The 25,945-nt window shown below is 28.9% G+C and carries 25 protein-coding genes and 1 tRNA gene; 17 read left to right on the top strand and 9 right to left on the bottom strand.

Annotation, left to right across the window (positions count from 1 at the left end):
• Positions 1 to 7: 7 nt before the first annotated feature.
• From secA to XO11_RS06850, 4 genes are all read right to left on the bottom strand, one after another.
• On the bottom strand, positions 8 to 2,458 hold the full coding sequence (gene secA / locus XO11_RS06865; protein WP_175418406.1) for a preprotein translocase subunit SecA: 2,451 nt from the start codon (positions 2,456 to 2,458) through the stop codon (positions 8 to 10).
• Between the two features lie 8 nt (positions 2,459 to 2,466).
• Positions 2,467 to 3,807, bottom strand: a complete 1,341-nt coding sequence (locus XO11_RS06860; RefSeq protein ID WP_041638554.1) for a hypothetical protein — start codon at positions 3,805 to 3,807, stop codon at positions 2,467 to 2,469.
• Between the two features lie 110 nt (positions 3,808 to 3,917).
• A complete protein-coding gene (locus XO11_RS06855) occupies positions 3,918 to 5,258 on the bottom strand; it encodes a hypothetical protein (protein WP_014296878.1) in 1,341 nt (446 codons plus the stop codon).
• A gap of 20 nt (positions 5,259 to 5,278) precedes the next feature.
• Positions 5,279 to 5,749, bottom strand: a complete 471-nt coding sequence (locus XO11_RS06850; protein ID WP_014296877.1) for a hypothetical protein — start codon at positions 5,747 to 5,749, stop codon at positions 5,279 to 5,281.
• 188 nt (positions 5,750 to 5,937) lie between these two features.
• On the opposite strand from XO11_RS06850, the gene ruvC reads away from it, so the two are divergent.
• Genes ruvC through XO11_RS06815 form a run of 7 tightly spaced genes read left to right on the top strand, consistent with a single transcriptional unit; the run spans position 5,938 to position 12,171 of the window.
• Positions 5,938 to 6,411 carry a crossover junction endodeoxyribonuclease RuvC gene (gene ruvC / locus XO11_RS06845; RefSeq protein ID WP_014296876.1) on the top strand — a complete coding sequence of 158 codons (474 nt, stop codon included), beginning with the start codon at positions 5,938 to 5,940 and terminating at the stop codon, positions 6,409 to 6,411.
• Positions 6,412 to 6,458: 47 nt separating this feature from the next.
• Positions 6,459 to 7,469 carry a rod shape-determining protein gene (locus XO11_RS06840; RefSeq protein ID WP_014296875.1) on the top strand — a complete coding sequence of 337 codons (1,011 nt, stop codon included), beginning with the start codon at positions 6,459 to 6,461 and terminating at the stop codon, positions 7,467 to 7,469.
• Between the two features lie 2 nt (positions 7,470 to 7,471).
• Positions 7,472 to 8,152, top strand: coding sequence for a hypothetical protein (locus XO11_RS06835; RefSeq protein ID WP_014296874.1), 681 nt, complete (start codon positions 7,472 to 7,474; stop codon positions 8,150 to 8,152).
• Positions 8,152 to 8,562, top strand: coding sequence for a hypothetical protein (locus XO11_RS06830; RefSeq protein ID WP_075780642.1), 411 nt, complete (start codon positions 8,152 to 8,154; stop codon positions 8,560 to 8,562). The genes XO11_RS06835 and XO11_RS06830 overlap by 1 nt, the downstream gene beginning before the upstream one ends.
• The gene (locus tag XO11_RS06825) at positions 8,543 to 10,255 is read left to right on the top strand and encodes a penicillin-binding transpeptidase domain-containing protein (protein WP_014296872.1); all 1,713 of its coding nucleotides are present in this window, start codon (positions 8,543 to 8,545) and stop codon (positions 10,253 to 10,255) included. The genes XO11_RS06830 and XO11_RS06825 overlap by 20 nt, the downstream gene beginning before the upstream one ends.
• Positions 10,252 to 11,502, top strand: coding sequence for a hypothetical protein (locus XO11_RS06820; protein WP_175418405.1), 1,251 nt, complete (start codon positions 10,252 to 10,254; stop codon positions 11,500 to 11,502). The genes XO11_RS06825 and XO11_RS06820 overlap by 4 nt, the downstream gene beginning before the upstream one ends.
• Positions 11,503 to 11,517: 15 nt before the next feature.
• Positions 11,518 to 12,171, top strand: a complete 654-nt coding sequence (locus XO11_RS06815; RefSeq protein WP_014296870.1) for an HAD family hydrolase — start codon at positions 11,518 to 11,520, stop codon at positions 12,169 to 12,171.
• Positions 12,172 to 12,199: 28 nt separating this feature from the next.
• On the opposite strand, the gene XO11_RS06810 is transcribed toward XO11_RS06815, so the two are convergent.
• Together XO11_RS06810 and XO11_RS06805 are read right to left on the bottom strand one after the other, a co-directional pair.
• The gene (locus XO11_RS06810) at positions 12,200 to 12,472 is read right to left on the bottom strand and encodes a stage V sporulation protein S (protein ID WP_014296869.1); all 273 of its coding nucleotides are present in this window, start codon (positions 12,470 to 12,472) and stop codon (positions 12,200 to 12,202) included.
• Positions 12,473 to 12,523: 51 nt separating this feature from the next.
• Positions 12,524 to 12,600, bottom strand: a tRNA-Arg gene (locus XO11_RS06805).
• 152 nt (positions 12,601 to 12,752) lie between these two features.
• Between XO11_RS06805 and XO11_RS06800 the strand changes: the two genes are divergently transcribed.
• The 10 genes from XO11_RS06800 to XO11_RS06755 all read left to right on the top strand — a co-directional run bounded on the left by XO11_RS06800 (position 12,753) and on the right by XO11_RS06755 (position 22,912).
• Entirely contained in the window at positions 12,753 to 13,220 is a 468-nt protein-coding gene (locus tag XO11_RS06800) for a metallophosphoesterase (RefSeq protein ID WP_014296868.1), read from the top strand.
• Positions 13,196 to 14,176, top strand: coding sequence for an ExsB family protein (locus tag XO11_RS06795; protein ID WP_368494359.1), 981 nt, complete (start codon positions 13,196 to 13,198; stop codon positions 14,174 to 14,176). The genes XO11_RS06800 and XO11_RS06795 overlap by 25 nt, the downstream gene beginning before the upstream one ends.
• Positions 14,177 to 14,192: 16 nt before the next feature.
• Positions 14,193 to 15,671 carry an apolipoprotein N-acyltransferase gene (gene lnt, locus XO11_RS06790; RefSeq protein ID WP_014296866.1) on the top strand — a complete coding sequence of 493 codons (1,479 nt, stop codon included), beginning with the start codon at positions 14,193 to 14,195 and terminating at the stop codon, positions 15,669 to 15,671.
• Between the two features lie 25 nt (positions 15,672 to 15,696).
• Positions 15,697 to 16,545, top strand: a complete 849-nt coding sequence (locus tag XO11_RS06785; RefSeq protein ID WP_175418404.1) for a carboxypeptidase-like regulatory domain-containing protein — start codon at positions 15,697 to 15,699, stop codon at positions 16,543 to 16,545.
• A gap of 28 nt (positions 16,546 to 16,573) precedes the next feature.
• Positions 16,574 to 17,464 carry a bifunctional enoyl-CoA hydratase/phosphate acetyltransferase gene (locus XO11_RS06780; protein WP_014296864.1) on the top strand — a complete coding sequence of 297 codons (891 nt, stop codon included), beginning with the start codon at positions 16,574 to 16,576 and terminating at the stop codon, positions 17,462 to 17,464.
• Between the two features lie 260 nt (positions 17,465 to 17,724).
• Entirely contained in the window at positions 17,725 to 18,750 is a 1,026-nt protein-coding gene (locus tag XO11_RS06775) for a hypothetical protein (RefSeq protein WP_014296863.1), read from the top strand.
• A 13-nt stretch (positions 18,751 to 18,763) separates the two neighbouring features.
• Positions 18,764 to 20,062 carry a TolC family protein gene (locus XO11_RS06770; protein WP_175418403.1) on the top strand — a complete coding sequence of 433 codons (1,299 nt, stop codon included), beginning with the start codon at positions 18,764 to 18,766 and terminating at the stop codon, positions 20,060 to 20,062.
• Complete coding sequence (locus XO11_RS06765) at positions 20,059 to 21,039, top strand: efflux RND transporter periplasmic adaptor subunit (RefSeq protein ID WP_175418402.1); 981 nt, start codon at positions 20,059 to 20,061, stop codon at positions 21,037 to 21,039. Before XO11_RS06770 ends, XO11_RS06765 begins: the two co-directional genes overlap by 4 nt.
• An 11-nt stretch (positions 21,040 to 21,050) precedes the next feature.
• A complete protein-coding gene (locus XO11_RS06760) occupies positions 21,051 to 21,737 on the top strand; it encodes an ABC transporter ATP-binding protein (RefSeq protein WP_014296860.1) in 687 nt (228 codons plus the stop codon).
• Positions 21,734 to 22,912, top strand: a complete 1,179-nt coding sequence (locus XO11_RS06755; RefSeq protein ID WP_014296859.1) for an ABC transporter permease — start codon at positions 21,734 to 21,736, stop codon at positions 22,910 to 22,912. Before XO11_RS06760 ends, XO11_RS06755 begins: the two co-directional genes overlap by 4 nt.
• Before the next feature lie 50 nt (positions 22,913 to 22,962).
• Here the strand turns inward: XO11_RS06755 and XO11_RS06750 are convergent, their stop codons facing one another.
• Genes XO11_RS06750 through XO11_RS06740 form a run of 3 tightly spaced genes read right to left on the bottom strand, consistent with a single transcriptional unit; the run spans position 22,963 to position 25,933 of the window.
• Positions 22,963 to 23,883: a nucleoside hydrolase gene (locus tag XO11_RS06750; protein WP_014296858.1), complete on the bottom strand. Its 921-nt coding sequence runs from the start codon at positions 23,881 to 23,883 to the stop codon at positions 22,963 to 22,965.
• A gap of 35 nt (positions 23,884 to 23,918) precedes the next feature.
• Positions 23,919 to 24,821, bottom strand: a complete 903-nt coding sequence (gene era, locus XO11_RS06745) for a GTPase Era (RefSeq protein WP_075780637.1) — start codon at positions 24,819 to 24,821, stop codon at positions 23,919 to 23,921.
• Positions 24,821 to 25,933: a TM0106 family RecB-like putative nuclease gene (locus XO11_RS06740; RefSeq protein ID WP_014296856.1), complete on the bottom strand. Its 1,113-nt coding sequence runs from the start codon at positions 25,931 to 25,933 to the stop codon at positions 24,821 to 24,823. Before XO11_RS06740 ends, era begins: the two co-directional genes overlap by 1 nt.
• Positions 25,934 to 25,945: the final 12 nt, after the last annotated feature.

Genomic DNA, 25,945 nt, shown 5'->3' with positions numbered 1-25,945 from the left:
CGTCGTTTCACCTCTTCACTCTAATTCTTTTGTGGGATTTTTTATTTTGCTTTCTTTTTTCTTCTCTATTAATAACGCTACCATCATTATGCACAAAGTTTAATTGATGTATCTTCTTCTTTGTTTCTTCCTCTTCTTTTGAAGTATCTACCTTTACTATTCTTAATAGATACGATACTGTATCATCATATATATTGTTTATTAATTCCTCAAACATAATATACGATTCTTTCTTAAATTCCATTGTAGGATCTTTTTGACCATAGGCTCTTAAACTTACAGCCTCTTTTAAATGTTCTATAGCTTCTAAATGTTTTCTCCATCTTTCATCAATTATTCTTAACATTATAAATTTAGCTATTTTCTTAAAGTCTTCCCCAAATTCTTCTTTCTTGGACTTGTATTTATCCCATAATATTTTAAAGATTTTATCTTTGCATTCTTCAACTGTATCAAATTCTATATTTTCAACTATTCCATATGATAATAGTTTTTTCTTTAATTCTTCTTTATCTATAGTTTCTTCATCAGTTATTGAAGATTCAATTATTCTATCCACAACATCTTCAAATATTTCCTTTAGGTGATCATCATAATCACCCTGAGATAAAATCCAATCCCTATGAGCATATATAGAAGAACGCTGATAATCCATTATAGAATCCAATTCAAATAATCTTTTTCTTATGGAAAAATGTATTCCTTCTACCCTTTTTTGAGCATCTTTTATTATTTTACTAAGCAATCCATGCTCTATAGACTCTCCATCCTGTATTTTTAAAGCACCCATTATGCTTTTTAACTTTTCACCACCAAAGAGTCTTAATAGATCATCTTCAAATGAAAGGAAGAATCTTGATTCTCCAGGATCTCCCTGCCTTCCAGATCTACCTATGAGCTGATTATCAATCCTTCTACTTTCATGCCTTTCAGTACCAATTACATATAAACCACCAAGCTCTACAACACCTTCACCGAGTTTTATATCTGTACCCCTACCTGCCATATTTGTTGCAATGGTAATCATTCCTTTTTGACCGGCTTGTGCAACTATTTCTGCTTCTTTTTCGTGATACTTCGCATTTAATACATTATGTGGTATTCCTTCTTTTTTCAACATGCTACTGAGCAATTCACTTGTTTCAATTGACGTTGTACCAACGAGCATTGGTTGCCCTTTTTTATATCGTTCTTTTATTTCAGAAACAACTGCATTCCATTTTTCCTTTTGTGTTCTAAATATTAAATCATTTTGATCCTTTCTTATAACAGGTTTATTTGTTGGAATAACCACAACATCACAGTTGTATATCTGTTTAAATTCATCTTCTTCTGTTTTTGCAGTACCTGTCATACCAGCAAGTTTTTCATACATTCTAAAATAGTTCTGGAATGTAATTGTTGCATAGGTTAATGATTCTTCTTTAACCTTTACACCTTCTTTTGCTTCAATTGCCTGATGAAGCCCTTCACTATAACGTCTTCCATGCATAAGCCTTCCTGTAAATTCATCAACAATAATAACTTCTCCATCCTGAATTATATAATCTTTATCTCTTCTAAAGTAATATAAAGCTTTTAATGCATTTAATGTATGGAATAAAAAGTGTATATTTTTTGGATCATAAAGGTTATCAATTCCCAGCATCTTTTCAAGTTTTGATATACCTTCATCGGTTAATATTACCGCTTTACCCTTTTCATCTAAGGTAAAATCTTCGTCTTTTTTCAACTTTCTTGCAATTCCTGCAAATTTTGTATATAAATGTGAAGGTGTATCAGAAGGACCTGAAATAATAAGCGGTGTTCTGGCTTCATCAATTAAAATACTATCTGCTTCATCAACTATTGCATAATGATGTCCTCTTTGAACTTTATCTTCAAGATCATATACAAGATTATCCCTCAAATAATCAAAACCAAATTCATTTGCTGTTCCATATGTAATATCGCATTGATAAGCTTTTTTTCTATCGGCTGTCTCCATTCCTGCCTGAATAAAACCTACGCTGAGACCAAGAAATTCATATATTGGCCCCATCCATTGAGCATCCCTTTTAGCAAGATAATCATTATGCGTGGCAAGATGTACTCCTTTTCCTGTTAATGCATTTAAATAAACAGCAAGCGTGGCAACAAGAGTCTTACCTTCACCTGTTTTCATTTCTGCTATATTTCCTTCGTGTAGAGCAATACCACCCATTAATTGCACATCAAAATGCCTCATATTTAATACTCTTTTAGACGTTTCCCTTACTGTAGCAAACGCTTCAACTAATAAATCATCAAGCGTTTCTCCATTTTCCAATCTCTTTTTAAATTCTTCAGTTTTTGCCTTTAACGCTTCATCTGATAATTTCTCATATTCCGGTTCTATTTTATTTATTTTTTCCACCGTTTTTCTATATCTGTTTAATGTTCTTTTATTTTTATCAAATATTTTTGATAAAATACTCATCCTTTCACCTACCTTAATATTATTAACTCTTTAAATCTATTATCCTCTTCAGAATTTAAAATTAAAACTTCACCGGGAACTGAATCGCCTATATACTCCTCGAAAAAAGAATTTATATTTATATACCAGAAATATAATACATTATTTTCCAGATTATCAATATTTTTAAATACTCCTAAATTTGATATCTTTTTAGAACTTACTATAATATATTTCATTAAAGATGGAGAATTTGAAGATATAATTAACTGTTTTTCGTTTAAATAAAGATATACCGGATCTCCAATATTTTTATAATAAATAGTATAATAAGTATAATTCCCCAATTTTTTACTTTTGATGTTCCAATGAGAAAATTTTTCTTCCAATTTTTCGACGTTAACTTCACCTGGTATAATTATGGATATCCCATCACCCTTTCTCGAAAAATATTCGCTTATATATACTGAATCTACATTTTTTACGCTTTCAAGAATATATCTTAATACATTAAGCGAATAATCGTCATCTGGTGTAAAAATTCTCTTTGCGATATTTAAAATATTTTCTTTTTTTTCTATATTTAAATATACAACAGAATCACCAAAAATTTTATAATCTTTTTTCAGCGAGGTACTTTTTAATACTTTGAAATTTGTATCAATATTAAATATGATATTTTTATTTTCATATTGAACTGTTACTGTTCCCTCAGAAGTATCCGGATATTTTTGAATATATTTTTCCTGCAAAGGTTCAACAAAAAAATTAAATTTGTGATTTTTAAAATGGATATATACATTTGTGGTTACCTGTAATTTTAACTCGTTAAAATAATCTAAAAGCCCAAAAATTTCTGTTAAGTCTATTGCTTTTCCATTATAAAATATTATATGATCTGCTATTAATTGGAATTTTAAATTTAACTGTTTTATATTATATTTTCCATTATTATATTCTACCTCATAACTAAAAAGATTTTTTATCAAATAAATTAATTTTTCTATATCATTATAATCTGTTATTATATATCCATTAAAATTAGATATAAATTTAATACTATCCTGTATAGGAATTATCCAGAACATATTCTCCAGAGATAATGTATCATTGGTTAAAAATAAAAAATCCGAATTAATAAACTTTAAAACATCATTTTTAAGACTTTTATCTATATTTTTTTCCAGAAAAGAATATAATTGTTCCTGTCCCGCACCTTCTTTAGAATACAAATATCTAAAAAATGGTATATTCTGATATACGCTGGAATAAAATCTTCCAGGAGATTTCCAGTAAAAAGATATATCAAACCCTATTGAAAATATGGTTATATTAATAAAAATCAATATAATTATCAGGATTTTCTTCAACACAATCACCTCTAAATTTTGATAAATCAATTATATCAAAAAAATTTTTGATATAAAAGTATAAAATAAAAACAAAGCCTGACGGCTTTGTTTTTATTTTATTTTATTTTTTATTCAACTGGGGTAAGGGGCAGGTTAAAGGTATATTCTATTGATCGCTTAAGTAATAAAATATACCATTCGCTATCCCCTGCTAAATTTCCAATATAATATTCCAGAGGAGAAGTCGAAGCGATTACCCTTCCATTTCCATATCTATATTCAATATATGTTGGATATTTTTCATTTGTAGAATATTCTTTTATAAATACCACAGGGTTAATTATATCTGCCGAACTTAAATTATCAAAACCTCCGTGACTTGCATAATTACCCACTAAAGATTCTTCAGGAAAGCCTGCCAATAATGGATGTGTTCTATTTGTTATTTCATTATAACTATCATAATAATCTCTCCAGGTTACACCGCCAGGAAGAGTTCCTGTAAAATCTCCTCCATTCCAGCCATTGTCGCAGGCAATCCAGAATAACGTTCCACCATTACTTACAAAAGTATTAAATTTATCCATATTGGTTTTATATATATCATAAAAATTACCTGTCTGATCACCCTCGATAATTATAGCCCAACTTGAATCAAATGAATTTAAATTATTAATATCTTCAGAACTTTTTATTTCATATTGTTTTATACCACTACCTTCAGAGAAACCTATATTATCTAAAATATCCGTAACAGCACTTGGTTCTGACCAGGCATCTACATCTTTAAAAATAACAACATGTTTTGCCGCTTTACGTAATATCAAATCCGGTGCCACTGTATTTTTTCCGTTTTCTATAACAATTGGTGCTGCATCTGCCGAATATTCAGAGTTTTCTTCGACATCTCTTGCATACACTATATAATTACCCACAGGAACAAAATCAAATGAATAGTTTCCATTTTTGTCTGAAAATGTGTACATCCCGGGCAAAGGTTCTCCTTCTGGCGTTCTAATTTCTAACAAAATACCTGTTTGGTCTGATTTATCAATATATTTAACTTTTCCATTTAAAGTACCATAATCTCCTAACGGATATAACACCAGAGATGCTCCTAAAGTCGTTTTTTCATTATTTTTTATATCTATAAATTTTTTTGTTGGAAAATAGCCATCCTTTTCGGCCTTTATTATATATTTCCCTTCTGGAATATTCTCCAATGAAAAATAACCATCTTCAATTGTTTTAGTTTTATTTAAGGTACTTATAGTATCAACTGGACTAAATCCATTTCCTGTTGCCTCTAAACCTTCTATTGATACTTTAATATTGCTATTATCCACATTATCACTTAAATTTGCATATCCATCAACATCTCCATTTTCCATTATCGGATCAACTTTTTGACATGAAAAAAACAAAAATATGGTTATTAAACCTATTATAATAATTATTTTTCTTTTCATAATTTTTCCCTCCATTAATTTTAAAATCTTAATCCAAATTCACCATATACTCCAAATATTCCAAATGTCTGTTGAAATGACAGGTCAAAAACTGTATTAACACCACCTGTAATAACAAAAGGCCCTAAATATATTGAAATTCCTGCTTTTGTAAGATACATTGTATAGGAATAAATTGAAAATTCTCCATTGTAATATTGAATAATTGGACTTATTCCCGAAAATACCTTTATTCTTTTAGTTGGAATCTGGACTAAAAAAAAGATAGTTGGTTGCAGATATGTTATTTCACCTGTATTTATAATATCCTCCGGGGAAAAAACACCTATTTCCAATCCAAATATATCCTTATCACCAATAGTTACACTTCCACCCACAAAAGCTCTTTCATATCCAGACAATTCTTTTAAATAACTTCCTGAGATTTCAAAACCTAACATAATCCCTGAAAAAACACCTATAACCAATAACATAAATACCATTTTTTTCATAAATACACCTCATTTCCTTTATTTTATTATGCGATGCCACTATATTTAAAGTTAATAATATTTGAATATTTTTTTAATGTATGTATTATGATTATACTCTTATTCTTGAATTAAAGCAAATTAAATAAAAATAATTGATTTTATGTTATAATCTGAATGAAAAAATATTATATTTAAAGGAGTAGAATATGAGAATATTAGGAATAGATCCTGGATATGGAAGGATTGGTTTTGGAGTTATTGATAAGATTGGAAACACCTTTAAACTAATAGACTTTGGAGTAATAGAAACAGATAAAAATGCAGATTTAAACAAAAGATTACTGGAAATATATGAAAAAATGAATGAGTTAATAAACAAATATAATCCTGATGAAGCTGCTGTTGAAAGCCTTTTCTTCTTTAAAAATGTAAAAACTGCTATTCAGGTTGGCGAAGCACGCGGTGTAATACTGCTAACTCTGCAACAGGCTGGATTAGTTATTGCAGAATATACACCTTATCAGGTAAAACAGGCAATAACCGGTTATGGACGTGCTGAAAAGGGACAAATACAAAGAATGTTAAAAACAATTTTTAACCTCAAAAAAACACCAACCCCTGATGATGCAGCAGATGCCATTGCAATTGCCTTTTGTCACGGAAATTATAGACGTTTTTAAGAAAATATGATATAATATTAAAAACATGAATTTCGGGAGGAAATAAAATGAGAGCTAATATAGGAATAGATTTAGGAACTGCAAATACATTGGTCTATGTAAAAGGAAAGGGAATTGTTGTTAACGAACCATCTGTTATTGCTATAGAAAAGGATACAAGGGAAATCTTAACTGTTGGAAAAGAAGCAAAAAAAATGATAGGAAAAACACCTGCAAATATTATTGCCATAAGGCCTTTGAAAGATGGCGTTATTGCTGATTACAATACAGCACTTGCAATGTTAAAATATTTCATAGATGCTTCTGTTGGTTCATTTACATTTTTAAAACCCATAGTTGTTGTTGGTATTCCAACAGATGCAACAGAGGTTGAAAGAAATGCTTTACATAAGGCTACACTGGACGCTGGTGCTGGAAAAGCTTTTCTTATAGAAGAAGCTATGGCAACTGCTATTGGTGTAGGATTAAATGTTGAAGAAGCTTCCGGTAATATGGTTGTAGATATAGGCGGTGGAACAACAGAAATTGCTGTAATTTCCCTTGGAAGTATTGTTCTATCAAAATCCGTTAGAATTGCTGGAGATGAATTAGATGAAGCAATAATAAATTATGTAAAAGAAAAAAGCGGACTTCTTATCGGAGAAAGAACCGCTGAAAGAATCAAGAAAAAAATTGGAAATACCTGGCCAAATGACGAATACGATAATGAAGAAGTTGAAATTATAGGAAGGGATATTTTATCAGGATTACCAAGAAATATTGTATTAAAAGGCTATGAAATCAGGGAAGCTATAAGCAATCCTGTATCAAAAATTGTAGAACAGATAAAATTAACTGTAGAAGAAACTCCACCTGAATTATTAACAGATATTGTTATGAAAGGTATTTACCTTTCAGGTGGTGGTGCTTTATTAAAAGGACTTAAAGAACTTATTGAGCATGAAACAAAAATTAATGTTGTTGTTGCTGAAGATCCGCTTACTGCTGTTGCCAGAGGTGCGGGAATGGTGTTGGATAAGGTTAAAATACTGGATAATCTTTCAAAACTTCATAAATAATTATGAATAGAAAGTTTTTGTATTACTTAATTTCTTTAATACTTTTATCTGTTATATCAACTATATACCCTCATATAAATTTTATTATATCCAGAGTAAATTACCCTCTGGATATTGTTTTTGTTGACCTGCGAAATAATTATCTTTTAACTATAAAAAATAGAGATTATTTAAATATTTTAGAAAATAAAATAGTAGAATCCACGAAAAGCTATTCCATAAAAACTAAAGAAACTAACATATCTTTATCTTTAACGCCTGGAATATATATAAATGAAGATGAACGATATATATATATAAAAAGTTCAAAAAACGTCAGAAAAAACAGTATATGTTTTTCAAAAGAAAATATTATTTCAGGATTTGTGGAAGAAAATTTAAGAGGTGAAATTGTTGTTCAAAAGCTCGGCTGGGGAAAAAGAGAATTTTTCGGAAGATATGATGGATACGATATTTTAATAAAGGAAACAGGAAATGGAAATCTTATTATTCATATTCCAGAAGGCATAAAACTTTTTGAAAATGGCAAAAATTATAAGATTTTAATTTCATATAAAAACTGGCTTCAATCAAAAGTTTATATTAAAGGGACCGCATATATAAAATCAAATACTTCTTATTTCTTTAAAAATGACATTCCACAAGCGGATATATTCCTATTTTCAGAATTAGAGGTGGAATAATGGATATTTTATATATAACACTAATGACATTAATTTCCGTTTCCTGGGATAGATGGTTTGGAGACATACTTTTCTTTACCTTTGGTATAGTTTTTTTAATTGTTCAATATACAAAACCCGAAAAGCTGATATTCTTCTCATTTTTATACTCAATAATATACTTTTCCTCCAAATATGATATTGGAGGAATGACAATTGTATTCTTTTTAATCACAATTGCTTCTGGAAAACTCTTGGAATTTTTAGAAAAAAGTTTTTTTAGAAGTATAATAAGCACACTTCCTCCTCTATTTTTTCTGGCATTATTAAACAAAAATTTCTATACACTTATAATCTCTTATATACTAATAGCCATAGCCCATTTTATTATAACCGGAAGGGTTGGAAAAAATGAAAGAATCACGCTTTAGAAGTATAATCTATGTAATATTTATCTCCTTTGCTTTTTTAATAATGAGAAGTGGATATTTGCAAATAATAAACCATAAAAAATATGCCCGTGATGTTGATGAACTAAGTACAAGAATTATCACTCTCAACGCAATTAGAGGAAATATATACGATAAAAACGGAATCTTATTGGCCTGGAATGAAAAGGAGTATGTAATTGAAAATTTCAATGAATCATTTTCTGAAGAAACATATGAAAAATTAAGAAAAGTATTCTCAGAAATCAGTGATTCTCCTGAAACATATATTGATAAACTGCTATTTCAAAAAAAGATTACTGTAAAATTAACACCTGCTGGTATTAAAACACTAAATAATCTTAAAGGTTTTAGAATATCTGAAAAATACGTAAGGAAATATAAAGACAAATCTATATATCCTATTGTTGGTTATGTAAACTCAGATGGAAAACCATTATATGGAATAGAAAAAGTTTATAATGATATTCTTGAAGGAAAACCCGGATATCAAATAGCTAAAATAACCCCAGGCGGTCGTGTAAAAAAAGTTCTCGAAGAAGTATCGCCTATAAAAGGAAAAGATATATATCTTACTATTGATTATAGACTTCAAAAGTTTATATATGATGAAATAGAAAAATATAAAAAACCCGGCGCAGTAATAATGTCAAACCCAAATAATGGGGATATTCTGGCGTTAGTAAGTTATCCTTCTGTAGAACCCAATCTATTCTCTTCAGGACTAACAATAAGGGAATGGAAGAAAATTTTATACGACACAAAGCAACCATTGGTTAACAGGGCTATTTCTACCACTTATGCTCCGGGTTCTGTTATAAAACCTTTTTTTGCGCTGGTTGGATTGGAAGAGGGAATTTCTCCGGAATCCACAATAATGTGTGATGGAAAGTTTGAACTAAAAAATTCTTCAGGAAAAATTATAGCTGAATATTATGATTGGAATATATTTGGTCATGGTATAACAAACCTTGTAAAATCCTTACGTGTATCATGTAATTTATATTATTATGAACTTGGTCTAAAACTCGGTATTGATACAATGAGTTCATACGCCAGTGCATTTAAATTATCCAAAAAAACAAATATAGATTTAACAGGAGAAGTCAATTCAATATTTCCAAGTAGAACATGGAAACAGGAAAAATTCCATCAGGACTGGTATATTGGGGAAACTGTTTTAACTTCAATAGGTCAGGGATATATGCAATTTACTCCAATAAGTATTTTGCGATTATATAATATATTAAGCACACAGGGAAAATACTATAGATTTCATGTAATGGACAAATATATAACAAATATAACAGGAAATTTTAAAAATTTTGAAAAGCATCTTGATTTTTATCATCCAATAAATGAATTTAATTATTTTAATATATTAAAGGGATTAGTTGAAGTTACAACATATCCCGGTGATAGTTCAAACGGCGGAACGGCATATCATGTTTTTAAGGACTTCAAAGAATTAGTTGCTGGTAAAACTGGAACAGCAGAAGTAATGGGAGGAAAATCGCCTCATTCATGGTTTGCCGGATTTATGCCTGCAAACTCGCCAGAAGTATCCATTGTATCCTTTATTGAAAATGGTGGCTACGGTTCCGCAGTGGCTGCTCCAATAGCACGAAAAGCTTTAGAAAAATATCTTTATTTAAAGGGGGAAAACAAAAAATGAAAAAAATTTTAATTTTATCATTGTTAATTCTGTTTGCATTTTCAGTTTTTGGAGATAAATTACTGATATTTAGAAATACTGGAATTATAAGCAAAGAATTGCCATGGACAGAAAATTTTAAGTTTTCTCTGGAAAAAGACCAATCTGTAATCTTCATAGAAAATGCCGAATATTACAGTATATCCTTCCCGGCTCCTGAGGACGTAGCTTTTAGAATAATAGGAAACAATGAAAAACTTCATGAAGCTATAAATGGCAGGGTAAAAATATTAAACCAAAATCCTCTTATAATAGAAGATACATTTAATCCGGCATTTATCTATTACTTTGATAATAATCTAAAAATGTGGTGTAAAACAGAAAAAGAAAATCTCAATAAACTCTTTAATAATAAAATTCTAACTGCAAAAAAGATTAAAGGATTAATATTAATATCCACCCCTATGAAATGGGATATAGTATATGATATGAAAGATGACGGAACATTATATGCAACATATAAAATATCCGGAAGATTAAACCAGGAATACGATACAATACTAATAAATGAAAACTTTACACAAACTTCAAAACCACAAATTAAAGAAAATTATTACTCAAAATCACTTGCAATGGAAAGACCTGTAGAAAACTATGATATACCTCAATTAATTAATGAATCCACAATAATAAACATTGGAAAAATATTGCCTTTTAATGGAGATTTCAATAAAGTAGTTTCACTTGGTAAAATAAAGAAATACGAAGACATACAGTATCTCACATTTGATTTTTATTCTGGTTCAATAAAAAATAGATACCTCGATGTTTTAAGAAGGTTCTTAAATTCAAAAGAAAACGGTTTAGGTGTTCCTCTTATTTCAGGAGATTTTAGAATATACACAAAAAATGGAAAAACAGAATTTATAAACAAAGTTTCAAAGCTTACAAAAACTTCCATAAATGACTATGCTGAAATAAATCTTGGAAAAGGCTGGAATGTAAAAGCCGATATAATACTTTTAAATGAATACAGAACAAAAGATTACATTGAAAAAACATACAGGATAAATCTAACAAACAGCTCTACTACAACTAAAAAATTCAAAATCAAAATAACCGGATATTCTGTAAACCTTGAAAATATAAAATCCAATTTAAATAATATTGAGAAAAAGGTTTTTGGGGATTATATCGAATTATTTGGAGTGATTAAAGATAAAGGATTCATAGAATTAAAATTAAAAGAAAATATAATGAGTTACTAAAATGGCGGTGAAAAAGTGAATTTTATATTTGACCTCGATGGAACATTAATCAATACAGAAAACATTGCAATACCTGCAATAAGACAATTATTAAAAGATCTTGGATATAATCCTAACATTGAAAAAGAAGAAATCTTACAATACATAGGTTATACAATAGATGACATCTTTTATGGTCTTTTAAACACAAAAGACCCCGAAATTATAGAAAAAGCCATAAAATTGCTTGATAAATACGAAATTGAAATAATAGAAAAACTTCCTAAAAATGAAATCTTTTTTGACGGCGCAATCGAAGTACTAAAAACATTAAAAAACGAAAATCACACATTATATATACTTTCCAATTGCAACAAAAAATATTTAAACGCATTGTTGGAAAAAGAATTAAATAAATACATAGATTTCCCACATTGTTCTGAAATGTATAACTGGGCAGAAAAGGATTATGTATTAAAACTAATAACCAACGGGAAGAAAGATTTTGTTATGATTGGAGATAGACATAAAGACGTAGATGCAGCAAAGAAGAATGGAATATTATCTGTGGGTTGTACATATGGCTATGCACTGGAAGAAGTAAAAGATGCAGATTTTATAATATATGACATAAAAGAACTTTTAACAATAAAAAATAAAATAATAGAAAGTGCTTATAATACAATATAAAAAAAATAAAAAGGGCGTTAAGCCCTTTTTATTTTCTTGGTTGAACAACGAACTTTATAGCTGTTCTTTCTTCTGAATCGATTTTTACATCAACAAATGCTGGAATACATACAAGATCAATCCCGCTTGGTGCTACATAACCACGTGCAATAGCAACTGCTTTTACAGCCTGATTAACAGCACCTGCTCCAATAGCCTGGATTTCAGCTTTCCCCTTTTCCCTTATAATTGCAGCTAATGCGCCAGCGATAGCAATAGGTTTTGAGTTTGCAGCAACTTTTAATACTTCTACTTCTGCCATAAATCTTACCTCCCTTTTTTTAATACTATTTCTGCGATTATTGGCGTGTAATGGCGCACCTGGAGGGATTCGAACCCCCAACCTGCGGATCCGAAGTCCGACGCTCTATCCAATTGAGCTACAGGTGCAAGACTTCCTTATATATTATACTGTAAAAATCGAATTTAATCAAGTGATAAAAAGAAAATTTTTGCATACTGTATTCTATTTTCTCATTGAACAATAGAAATTTAATAAGAAGTTTATAAAAAATCTGGTATAATAAAAGTGGGTGATATATATGAAAAAAATACTCTTAATTTCAGATATTCATATTCCAACACGCAGCACGTATTTGCAATTGGAAAAAATTGATTATTCAAAATATGATTATATTATAGCCTCAGGTGATTTTATAGAAGAAGAGGTTATTTTTTATTTTAAAGCTCAGTCACCTGAGTTTATTGGCGTATATGGAAATGCAGATTATTATGATGTAAAATATTCATTACCTGAAAAACGTATTATAAATATTGAAGGCAAAAAAATTGGAATTATACACGGACATCAGGCAGGATGGGGAGACCCTGAGCGTCTTATAAAAAGATTCAGCAATATTGATATTATGATATACGGACATACGCACAGACCTGATGACAGAATAATAAATAATATTAGATGCATAAATCCAGGTGCATTTTGTGAAAACAGTTATGCAATATTGGAAATAGGGAGTGATGAAGTATCTTTGAAATTCCAGAAAATATAGAAAAAAAGGTTGAACAGATCAAAGCAGAAATAAAGGATTTAGTAAAAGACGACATATTATACGTAGCCTTTTCTGGCGGCATGGATAGCACAGTAACAGCATTTTTAGCAAAAGAAGCTTTGGGGAAAAACCGCGTAAAATTAGTAAACGTATTATTTGGTCCATTTGCTTATTCAAAAAGTATAGAATCTGTTTTAAGAACCGCTGAGGATTTGGATCTTGAAATTATATTTACTGACAAGCACATGGCACAATACAAAATAATGAAAAAAGGACCAAACTGTAATCAATGTACTAGAAAACTTAAAATGTCAGGAGTAAAGTCTGTTGCAGGAGATAAACTTGTTGCAACAGGTGCAAATCAATCGGACTCATGGGGAAAAACAGAAATAAAAGTAATGAACAATCTCTATTCACCCATTATTGGCTTAACAAAAGAAGAATTAAGGGAAATTATTAAAATATATAACATTAAAATCAGAAAAGTTGGAGAAAATGCCCATAGAGAAGGTTGTAAATTAAAACATCTTTTAAAATTATTAATAAACATGGATTATCACGGAAGAGCTGTTTCTTTTGCAAATGAAATAATACATGACATTTTAGACAAATATAACTACAAAAGAGAAATTGCTAATGTAAAAATAATAGGTCCTTTATCAAAAAATATTGCTTTAATAAACATAAAACCATATCCACCTGAGGAAATATACAATGAAATTATAGATATCTTAAATTCAGAAAAAAGCATTGATGAAGTCTATATTGTAAACAAGCCTATAAAATTAACAATAAGCGTAAATCCTGGTATATTTAACCATAAAGAATCAAAATATTGGGTAGACAAAGGAAGATTACAACCAGAATTTGCTGCACCAATAGAAATAGAATGGAAAAAAAGTAAAAACGAAAGACTTGCAACATTCCATGTAGTAGATTTTGAATACATGAAATAATTTCAGGAGGGATATTTTGAACTATATTTTGCCTTTGATTTCAGGAATTTTAACTGGATTATCAATGCCGGGAAATTTATCTTCATTTCTCGTCTGGTTTTCTGTTGCTCCATTTATATATTCATTTGTAAACTCAAAAAAAACATTAGAAAGACTGATAAAAGTCTTTTTATATAGTTATTCGTTAATGGTAACCACATTATGGTGGGAAGTACCTGTTTTAACCAAAAACATTCCCGAGGTAATAAAAACATTCCCGGGATATATAGGCTTTTTCTCATATCTGCTTATGATTCTAATACTTACAATTCCATATTATATTATATGGATTTTAGGAGAATTATATTTCAGAAAATCGCGCGTTATAAACAAAACATCTTTAATACTATTTTCTGTATTCTCATATGCAGCAGCTGAAATTTTAAAACAATTTGGAGACCTTGCATTTACAGGTGCAAACTTATCCGATGCGCTTTACATGCACACAGGATTTCTACAAATACTCCCTTTTACAGGTAGTATTGGACTTACCATATTAATATTATTCGTTAATGCATATATTGCATTTTCACCTGAACGCGAAAGACTTAAAATCGGTATTTTTATTATAGGCATACTATATATAATAAACTTTACAATCTCAGAAAAATTACCTATGATAAACACCTCAGAAAATTCCGTTAAAATCAGTGTATTCCAGACAAATGTTCCTCAGGAAGTAAAATACTCAAATGACATGTGGAAATCATATGTGGAAATATCAAAATACATAGAAAAAAGCAAGGATAATTCTGAACTATTAATCCTGCCAGAAGCTGTATTTATAAAAGACATAAGAAATGATGAAATATTCAAAGTCATTAAAGAAGCCATTAAGTTATCAGATAAAAACTGGCTCATGGGTTTTCCCACTGTTGATTATGAAAAACGTGAATATTATAACAGCGCTATATACATAAACAAAAATGGTGAAATAGAAAATATATATAACAAAATTAGATTAATGCCTTTTGCAGAGTTTCTACCATATAAAAGCGTCTTCAGCTTATTTTCTTTCTTTAAGTTAGTAAGCTTTTACACACCAGGTGATGAATACTCTATACTCAACTTAAATGGCAAAAAATTCAGTGTTCAAATCTGTTTTGAAACATATTTTCCAGAACTTTCAAGAAACTTCACAAAAAACGGTGCTCAATTCTTAGTCGCCATAAGTAATGATGGATGGTTTTCTCATAAAACAGCTCTACTACAACATTTTTCCAAATCTGTTTTACGAGCGGCAGAAAACAGAAGAACATTTATACAGGTTTCAAATACCGGTATTACCGGAATAGTAGATAAATACGGAAGAATAATAAACACATTACCAACACATACATATAAAGGTGCTCAATTTTCAGTTCCATTAAATAACGAAATTACATTCTATACAAAATATGCAAATATCATAATTGTAATTATCCTTATTTTAGCAATAATCTTTAGTCTTATATAAATAAAATAAAAAGAGGTGAAAAATTTTGCTAAAAAAAGTATTTATAACCACAATGATACTCATTATTTTCCTTTTCTCATTAACCGGATGCGTTAAACCAAAACCTCAACCCTCAGAAGAATTAACCAAAATAATTGTTTATCTAACCGATGCACCAGATGAAAGCATTTCAGAAGCAACTTTAAAGGTCGCATCAATGAAATTAACCTCTGATTCCACCAATATTGAATTATTAAGCAATTATGAAAAAAATTTTCTTACACTTGCTGGAACTCTTGAAAAGATCAAAGAATTTAATATTAACGAAAAAGACTTAAAAAACGCTAAAATTTCTGTAATTCTTTCACCAACGGCAACAATTGTAGAAGAAGATAAAACAAAGAACATATCTATTTCATCAACTGAAATGGATATTACAGTTAATATTGATTCTATAAGTGCCGGAAGAACTTATAACCTAATCATTGATTTTGATATTGGAAATTCATATAATTCATCGCTTGAAGAGTTTTCGCCAATAATACGGGCATGGACTGTTGCAGATACCGAAGCAGATTATAGAACTATAGAAGGACATGTATATGACAATTCAGACTTAGGAGAACTGGCAACCCCAAAACCTGGAAGAGTTGTTTTAATACTTCCAACAGATAATTCAACTGTATTATATTCAACAATTACCAATAAAGATGGATATTTTAAGTTTAATAAAATAAAACTTGGACCAGGAATTTATAATATCGGTGTCGCAAAAAGTAATGCTACTTTTTATTACGAGAATGATCCTGATCTGGGATATTCTTACTATCTTGCAAGATATATTGAATTAGAACCTGCCACCGTTCAAATTAATATTTCAATAGGTGATCAATAAAAACTCTTATATAAAGGGGGAATTCAGGTTGAGAACTTTAAAAGATGTTATTGAAAAAGCAAAAACAGTAAACAAAAAAAGGGTTGTAGTAGTTGGTGCAGAAGATAAAGAGGCTTTAAAGGCTGTTTCTGCCGCATACGACGAAGGTTTTGTAGAACCTGTATTAGTTGGTAACAAAGAAATTATTGAAGAAAATTTAAAGGAATTAGGAAAAGAATTCGATATAATCGACGCAAAAACAGAAGAAGAAGCCGCAGAACAGGGAGTTAGATTAGTTTCTTCAGGTGCAGCAGATATTGTAATGAAAGGTTTAATAAAAACATCAAAATTATTAAAAGCTGTATTAAATAAAGAATGGGGTCTTAGAACAGGAAGCGTATTAAGCCATGTAGCAATAGTTGAAACAGATGCACTTGATTCATTAAAATTAGTAACAGACGGTGGAATGATAATAAAACCTACATTAGATCAAAAGGTTGCTATAATCAACAACGCTGTTGAATTAGCTCATTCAATGGGAATTGAAAATCCAAAGGTTGCATTATTAGCCGCTGTTGAAGTTGTAAATCCAGATATGCCAGAGACAATGGATGCAGCAATTATCACACAAATGAACAAAAGAGGTCAAATTAAAGGCTGTACAGTTGACGGACCTTTGGCATTGGACAATGCATTGAGCGAAATGGCAGCAAAAATCAAAAAGATTAAAAGCGATGTTGCTGGTCATGCAGATATCCTTGTTGTACCAGATATTCATGCTGGTAATGTTCTTGGAAAAGCTGCTGTTTACCTGGCAAACGGTAAAATAGCTGGTCTTGTTTTAGGTGCAAAAGCTCCTATAGTTATTGTATCAAGAGCTGACACAGCCGAGTCAAAACTTGCATCACTTGCACTTGCTGTATTAAAATCAGAAAAATAATTTATAAGTTTAATAAACAAAAAGCCTGATTCATTATGAATCAGGCTTTTTATTATTCTGTTTCAATTTTACTTTATTTAAAAAACACTAATATTGACAAATTCATATAATACGATAAAAAGTAAATTACAAGATTATTTTTAAATTTTTTTGTTAATTTTCAGTTAAATTTTATTTTTATGGTTGAAACCATAGAAAAAAATGATATAATATTATATCGAGAAAAAAGAATTTATTCACATTATGAAAGGAGTGGGATTGTGAAAAAGTTTTTTGTTATTTTACTTTTAATTGGTACCGTTATTGTTTATGCAGAAGGAATTAAAGATTATATCTCTTCTTTCAAAGAAAATAACGTGGATTATCTGTTAAATGAGTTAAGCAGGGAAGAACAACTTATGGAATATGAAAATGCCAGAATCACAGCAGATAGTACTATAGCATTAATAAAAAGTGAAATAATGCATTTAGATAAAACCGGGTATTATTTAAATACACAAAAGGATTTATACAAAAGATTTTTAAATTATCTATTCAATCTTGATGTAACTGCAAGAGATTTAAATATTAAAAAATTAAACTACGAAAATGCTAAATATAACTATGAAAAATCTCAAAAATTATACAATAAAAATCTCATAAGCAAAATAGAATTATTAAATGCTGAATATCAACTAAAAAACGCTAAGTACATATATGATACGATAAATGAAAAATATAACAATATAATAGATGAATTCAAAAAGTTTTGTGGAATTTCGCAAATAAATTTAAATAATATTGTTGTAAATGAGGATAAAATAACCAAAAAACACTTTGATATTAAATCATTAATGAATAATGATATTGATTTAAAAAGGCAAATGCTAAATTATGAAATTCTGGAAGAAGAATTTAATGCCACAAAAGATATTCTAAGCGGATTTGAACTAAAAAAGAAAGAAATAGAATTTAAAAAAGGGCAATATAATCTTTTAAAAGTTAAAAATTTAAAAGAAAAACAAATAAATGACTTAATAAACAGATTTAACAGTTTGCTGAATGAAATTAGAATAAATAAACTTCAACAGGAATATATCAAATTACAATTAAAAAATGCTGAAATGAAATTAAAAAATGGACTTATTGAAAAAACACAGTATAATCAATTAAAGATTGATTATCTTTCCACATTAAATCAAATAACCTTAAAATATAATGAAGTTGTTTCAGTTTATATAGATCTTATATCCTTAGAAGGAAGCGATTTTGAGAGTTGTATTGAAGAAATCATCTCTTTAAATTAATGAGGTGTAGATTATGAAAAAAAGCTTTTTAATTTTATTCTGGACATTATTGACCCTTACAATATTTGCAAATTTCGTTGATAAAATAGTTGAAAAAATAGAAAATGATACTCAATATTTAATGGCTTTAAATTCTTATAATAATGCTTTGAATAATCTAAAAATGGAAGAATCTATCTTAAAAAATATAGGTATCAATGAAGGTGTATTTACAAGCAGATTTTACGACAACAATAATTTTAAGCAACTTGAAATTCCTTTATCTTTAAATATGAAAATTTATGGTTTTGATATTATTGGAACCCTCAAATATACGTCTGATTTTAACAACAATAATAATTCTTACTCTGTTAGCATTTCTAAAAAATTATTTTCTTTTGATGATTTAAATAATATAGATAAAAAGATTTTATTATTATCCACAAAATGGGAATTAAAAAATTTAAAAAATTCTCTATTTATAAATACTTTAAAAAACGCTTATTATTATAATTATTATAGTAATTTATTAAATCTTCAAAAAGAAGCTTTTGAAATAAGGAAACAATTGTTCTATGAGGCTAAAAAAAAGTATGTAAAAGGCATTATTGGAAAAATAGAATATCTAACTCTTCAAAAAAATTATTTAAATGAAAAGATATCTATTAATAATCTGCAGATATCTATTAATAAAATTAAAGAATATAATATCCCCGATGTTATATTAATTGAACTCTCTATACCCTCAACAATAACGGAAATTCCATTAAATAGAGAAGATATAAGAGCTGCTCTTCTTGAAGTTGAAAAAAACAAAGCAAAGCTCAAAAGAAAATTTGTTTATGATCTTCCTGATATAAATATGGGAATTTTAATGAATTATAATAAAAACGATTTAACCAATAGCTATAAAACAGATACAACAATATTTTTAAATTTTTCATACAATATATTTGATAACAACTATCGACAAAATACGAAAAAAAGCATGGATATGGATTATATTATTTCATTAAAAAAATATAAGAACAAATTAAATGCTATTTCCACCGAAATAAAAAACATCCAGGAGAAAATAAATAACGACGAATTACAGCTTAAAAGTATTGATCTTGAAAAGCAGATTTCTGAAATCAATTATGAAACTGCAAAAAAACAATATGAGAAAGGATATTTGAGTTTAAATGAATTAAAACTTGAAAAAATAAATATGTTAAAAACACATTTTGAATATGAAAGAATAAAAGCTGAACTGTTATTTGATAAACTTACATTATATAATGTCCTTGGATATGATATTATAAGTATTTTTGAGGAGGAATTAAATAGATGAAAAGAAAAATAATTGTTATCTCTATTATTTTAGCTCTTATTATGATATTAATATCCTGTAATGCAAATAAAGCTTTTTCAAATATAAATAATGAAATAGAATATGTTGTAAAAAAAGGGGATTTAACGGAATTTATTAATGTAGACGGATATGTATATCCTGAAAATTTTTATATAATATACTCAAAAATAGGCGGAGAAGTAAAGGAAATATTTACTAAAAACGGGCAGTATCTAAGAAAAGGGGATAAAATTTTGAAAGTGGACGATCTTGACTATAAGATTTCCATGTTAAATGCTCAATTAGCTTATGAAGAAGTGAAGGGTACAAATACATTGGAAGAAAAAATTAAAAAATTATCTTATGAAAAAGCTAAACTAAATTATGAAAATACGCTTATAAAAGCTCCTATCAACGGTATAATATTTGGATTAAATGTAAGAAAAGGAGATATTTTGCCTTCTCAACAAAAATTATGCATAATAGCAGATGATTCAACATTAGAATTTATTGGATATATTGACATTTTTGACTATAATAAAATTAAATTAAATCAAAAAATAAAATTAAAAATCAATGGACTTTCCGGGGAATATTTTGAGGGAGTAATTTCCTATATTTCGCCAGGAACTGTTGAAAAAGGTTCATCTAATAAAGTGAAAATAAAAGCGAAAATCATTACTAAAAATAGCGATAAACACAAAAAGATTTACTTTGGAGCAACTGCAGAAGGTGAAATTACAACGTTAAATCTTACAGATATAATAAAAATTCCATCAGATGCTGTAATTTTTGAAAATGAAAAAACCTATGTAAAAATCAAAAATGGTGTTGATGAAAATGGAAATCCCAAAATTGAAAAGAAAGAAATAAAAATAGGATTAATTACTGATGATTTTATAGAAGTAAAAGAAGGATTAAAAGATGGTGATACAATAATGATTAAAGCTGCAGATAAAAATCTTTCCATTTTTTAGAAGGTGAAATAATGGAAAAGGTGATTTTTGAAGTAAAAGATGTTAAAAAGGTCTATAAAATGGGAGAAGTTAATGTAAATGCACTTGATGGGATTAATTTTAAGATAAAAGCTGGAGAGTTTGTTATAATTATGGGCCCTTCTGGCTCTGGAAAATCTACAACTCTTCATATAATAGGGTGTCTTGATACTCCAACCTCTGGAAAAGTATATGTAGACAATATGGATGTAAGTAATCTTTCAGAAAAAAAATTAGCCCGTATCAGGCGAGAAAAAATAGGCTTTGTATTTCAACAATTTAATTTATTACCAAAACTTACTGCATTGGAAAATGTTGAATTACCAATGATTTATAAAGGACTTCCATCTTCTAAAAGACGAAAAAAAGCCAAAGAATTATTGGAAATGGTTGGATTAGGTGATAGAATTCATCATAAACCCTCGCAACTTTCTGGAGGACAAATGCAAAGAGTTGCAATTGCAAGAGCACTTGCAAATGACCCACAATATATACTGGCAGATGAACCCACAGGAAATCTGGATTCAAAAAGCGGTGAAGATATTATAAATATATTAAAAGATCTCAATAAATCTGGAATGACTGTAATTATTGTTACACACGATCCTGATTTAGAAAGTCTTGGAACACATAATATTTATTTGAAAGACGGATTAATACAAAAGGAGAGTTTCAAATGATTATAGAAATGATAAAAGAAGCTTTCAGATCATTATTTGGAAATAAAATGCGATCATTTTTATCAATGCTTGGAATAATAATAGGTGTAATGGCTGTTATAGTTGTATTATCTCTTGGAAATGGAGCTACATATTCAGTAAAAAAAGATATTGAATCCATTGGATCCAATATAATTATCGCATATGCTTATTCTCCTAAAGAAAAAATTACTATAAAAGAATTAGAGACTTTCAAAAAAAATTCTCAATATATTTCCGAAATAACTCCTAATATATCAAGTTTTGCAGAAGCATCATACAGAAAAAACAAATTTCCTGGTCAAACATTTGGAACAACAAATGATTTTATAAAATTATATAAATTGGAAATATTACAAGGGCGATTAATAAATGACGCCGATAATAAAGCACGTTTAATGGTTGCTATGATAGGAGAAAATATAGCTCAAAAATTGTTTAAACATGAATTCCCAATAGGAAAATATATAAAATTAAAAATTAAAGACAGAGTTATAAAATTAAAAGTTGTAGGCGTTTTAAAGAAAAAAGACATTAACATGTTCCTCAATGTCGCTAATAGTATCTTTATACCTTATACTACATTAATTGAACGAATTTTAAAAACCAATGCTATAAATGAATTTTTTGCCAAAGCCAAAAATGGAGCAGTTATTGAACAGGCAAAAGCAGAAATTCAATTTTTTCTAAAAAACAAGATAAAAGATAAAAAATACTTTGAAATATACAGTCAAACAGAGATGCTGGGAACTGTTAATGAAATAACAAATATGTTAAATCTTGTTTTTGGTATTGTGGCTGGAATTTCATTGCTTGTTGGCGGTATAGGTATTATGAATATAATGCTCGTTTCTGTTACTGAACGGACTCGTGAAATTGGTATAAAAAAAGCTATTGGTGCTACAAACGCTAATATACTTATGCAATTTTTAACAGAATCAATCTTTTTAACAACAGTGGCTGGAATAATTGGACTTATTATAGGATTATACGTATCAAAAGGTATTGGTATATTAATAAAGATTACTCCGTTCTTTGATATTAATCAGATAATAATGACTGTTCTTATTTCTATGAGTATAGGCCTATTTTTTGGAGTGTCTCCTGCTGTAAAAGCTTCTAAACTTAACCCGGTTGATTCTTTAAGATATGAATAATAAAAAACAACAAAAGCCATATAGGCTTTTGTTGTTTTTTATTATATTTACTAATATTTTTTTAATTCTTCAAATAATAATTTTATAAATTCTTCTCTATTTACCTTCAATGCCCACTTTGAATTTGGTTTTTCAAATTGCCAGTAATCAACTACTGTTTCTCCATATGTCAATTCGCCTTTTACCTCAACCTGAGCATAATATTCTTTGAATTCAAATAACTCCGGTTTTATTAAATAAGCTATTGTACATGGATCATGTAAAGGTGCTCCTTCTATTTTAAAAACATCATAATATGTCTGGTGAAAAAATTCCAATAAAATTCCCATCTTTGATACTATCTCAGAACTGAATTTTTGCATTTCTTTTATTTCATTCATATGTATCTTTGCCTGATGTGTAACATCAAGTGGAAATACTGTAAGGTTAAAACCAGCATTAAAAACTATTTGCGCTGCTTCTGGATCCGCATATATATTAAATTCCGCACGCGGTTTCACATTTCCAAATTCTATTCCTCCACCCATTATTACCAGTTCTTCTACCTGTGAAACTAATTCCGGATAATTCAGAGCAAATTTGGCGATATTTGTTAAAGGACCCACAGCAACAAAGGTTATTTTGCCAGGATTTTCCTTTACCTTTTCAGCCATAAATTCTAAGTAATTTTTCTCTTCAACCTTTTTTGTAGGTAAAGGAAGGTTTGCTCCTTCCAGACCACTTTCTCCATGAATATCCGGTGCCACTATTTGATCTCTTATTAAAGGTTTCGCAGAACCCTGAAAGACAGGAACATTTATTTTTCCCATTTCCGTAAGTATTAATGCATTTCGTGTAGTATTTTCTACATATGAATTACCTGCAACAGACACTATTCCCAATAAATCTATTTTTTCTGAAATACCTGCAAGTAATATTGCCACTGCATCATCGTGTCCAGGATCACAGTCAAGGATTATCTTTCTTTTCACATTTTCCCCCCCAGTCAAATATATATAATAAACAATTATTCTAAATCATCTTTTAATCCTATTGTGTTTAAGATTATCGAGTCTTTTTTTCTCCATTTTTCTTTTACTTTTACATATAAATCAAGATATACCTTATCGTCTAATAAAGCTTCTATGTCCTTCCTTGCAAGCATACCTATCTTCTTTATCATACGCCCATTTTGGCCTATTATAATACCTTTTTGAGACTTTCTTTCAACATATATTTCAGCTCTAATATATACCAGATCCTCTTTATCTGTAATTTCCTCAACAACAACAGCTGTTGAATGTGGAATTTCCTCTGAAGTTAAATGGAAGATTTTCTCCCTGATTAATTCAGAAATCATAAAAGCAAGAGGTCTGTCTGTTGCCATATCTTCTGGATAATATTGTGGACCTTCTGGTAAATTTTCTATTATCTTATCCATAAGGACTTCAAGATTTTCACCTGTTAATGCTGAAATTTTTATTATTTCTATTAAATTTTTTGCATCTTCAAAAGCTTCTTTTATTCTTGTTTCTGCTTCCTGAACCTGCTCTGGTGTTGCTGCATCAATTTTATTTATTACCAATATTGTTGGGATATTTGATTCTTTTATTATTTTAGCTATATTAATATCTGATTCCCTCACCTGATCAATAGGATCAACAAGGAATAAAACCATATCCTGGCTTTTTAAGGCATTAACCGCTATCTTTACCATATATTCTCCAAATTTATGCAAGGGTTTATGAATACCCGGAGTATCTACCAATACTATTTGTGCATTTTCAGTATTTAAGATACAGTTTACCCTATTTCTTGTAGTCTGTGGTTTATCAGAAACTATTACAACCTTTTTCTTCATTAATGCATTTATTAATGTCGATTTCCCAACATTAGGCTTTCCCGCTACAGCAACAAATCCGCTTTTCATTACATCAGCTCCTTTAAGCTTTTCATTATTTTTTCAGTAGCTCTGCAATCATCTTCATTATATGTAATTATTTTATCCAGACTTTCCTTATTTCCACGCAGAAAGTTTTTATACTCAATAAATATTGCATATCCATTGAGGTCTGTTCTCCATTTAAATCCAAAGAAACGACTGATATCCTTTAAAGAGTATGAAGTTACAGGTAATGCCACATTCTTTTGAATCTTTTCATATAAATCATATGACCTGTTTTCAATTTTATCGAGATATTTATATAAATGAGAACGATTCTTGGTAATTAATTGCAATCTTTTTATATCATATACATCATAATGCACAATTATCTCTTTTGTTCCTTTTAAAAATTTCAAAAATTTTTCAAGGTTATCATCTGTATTCTGAACATTTAAAAATGGTTTATATTTTCCCTGATATAATATTCCATGAAGAAAATCAAGTTCTTTATAAGTTTCCACATCATATACTATGTATTTCTCAGGAATATCAAATTTATTTATTATTATAGGTTTATTTTCCATTAATGATTTTAAGTTATATAATGGTTTCCTGAACTGCGGAGGAACCTGCTCAATTCTATTTTTTTCAACTGTTTTTAAAGGATTAATTCCCAGATCCTTTAAAAGATTCAGGTAACTTTTTGAAATACCTGGCACTATATTTAGATTGCCTTTTTCAAGCAATTCTTTGTGACATCTGCTTTTTAATTTACAGAATTTACAATAATTGCCGGGATTTTTTTCATTTAATCGTTTAAAGGTTTCTATTTCTTTTTCAAAAGTTGGAAGCTTTTTTATAATCCATCTTTCTGAAAAATAATGCATTTTGCTTTCTAAGGTTATTTCAACTCCGCGTACTTCTTTACCCTTTTTTTTAAAGTAAAGATATACGCTAATTATATGAAATATATGACTTAGTTTTAATTTTCTTGATTCTCTCGATATCCTTATTACCTTACGTCTTTTATCATAATCATCATAATTGGCTGTAATTTTTACTCCATTTAATTCTATATCAAAGTATTTCCCCGGCCTTTTATAACTTGAAACAAAATACGGACATTTTTTTATATTTTGATAATTTAACAAATCCATTTTTTCAGCTCC

Origin of the sequence: Marinitoga sp. 1138, from assembly GCF_013363265.1 — a bacterium.
In the GTDB taxonomy this organism is placed as follows: Bacteria; Thermotogota; Thermotogae; order Petrotogales; family Petrotogaceae; genus Marinitoga; species Marinitoga piezophila.
Note: the sequence above shows the minus strand (reverse complement) of the source record. Positions and strands in the feature narration are given on the sequence as shown.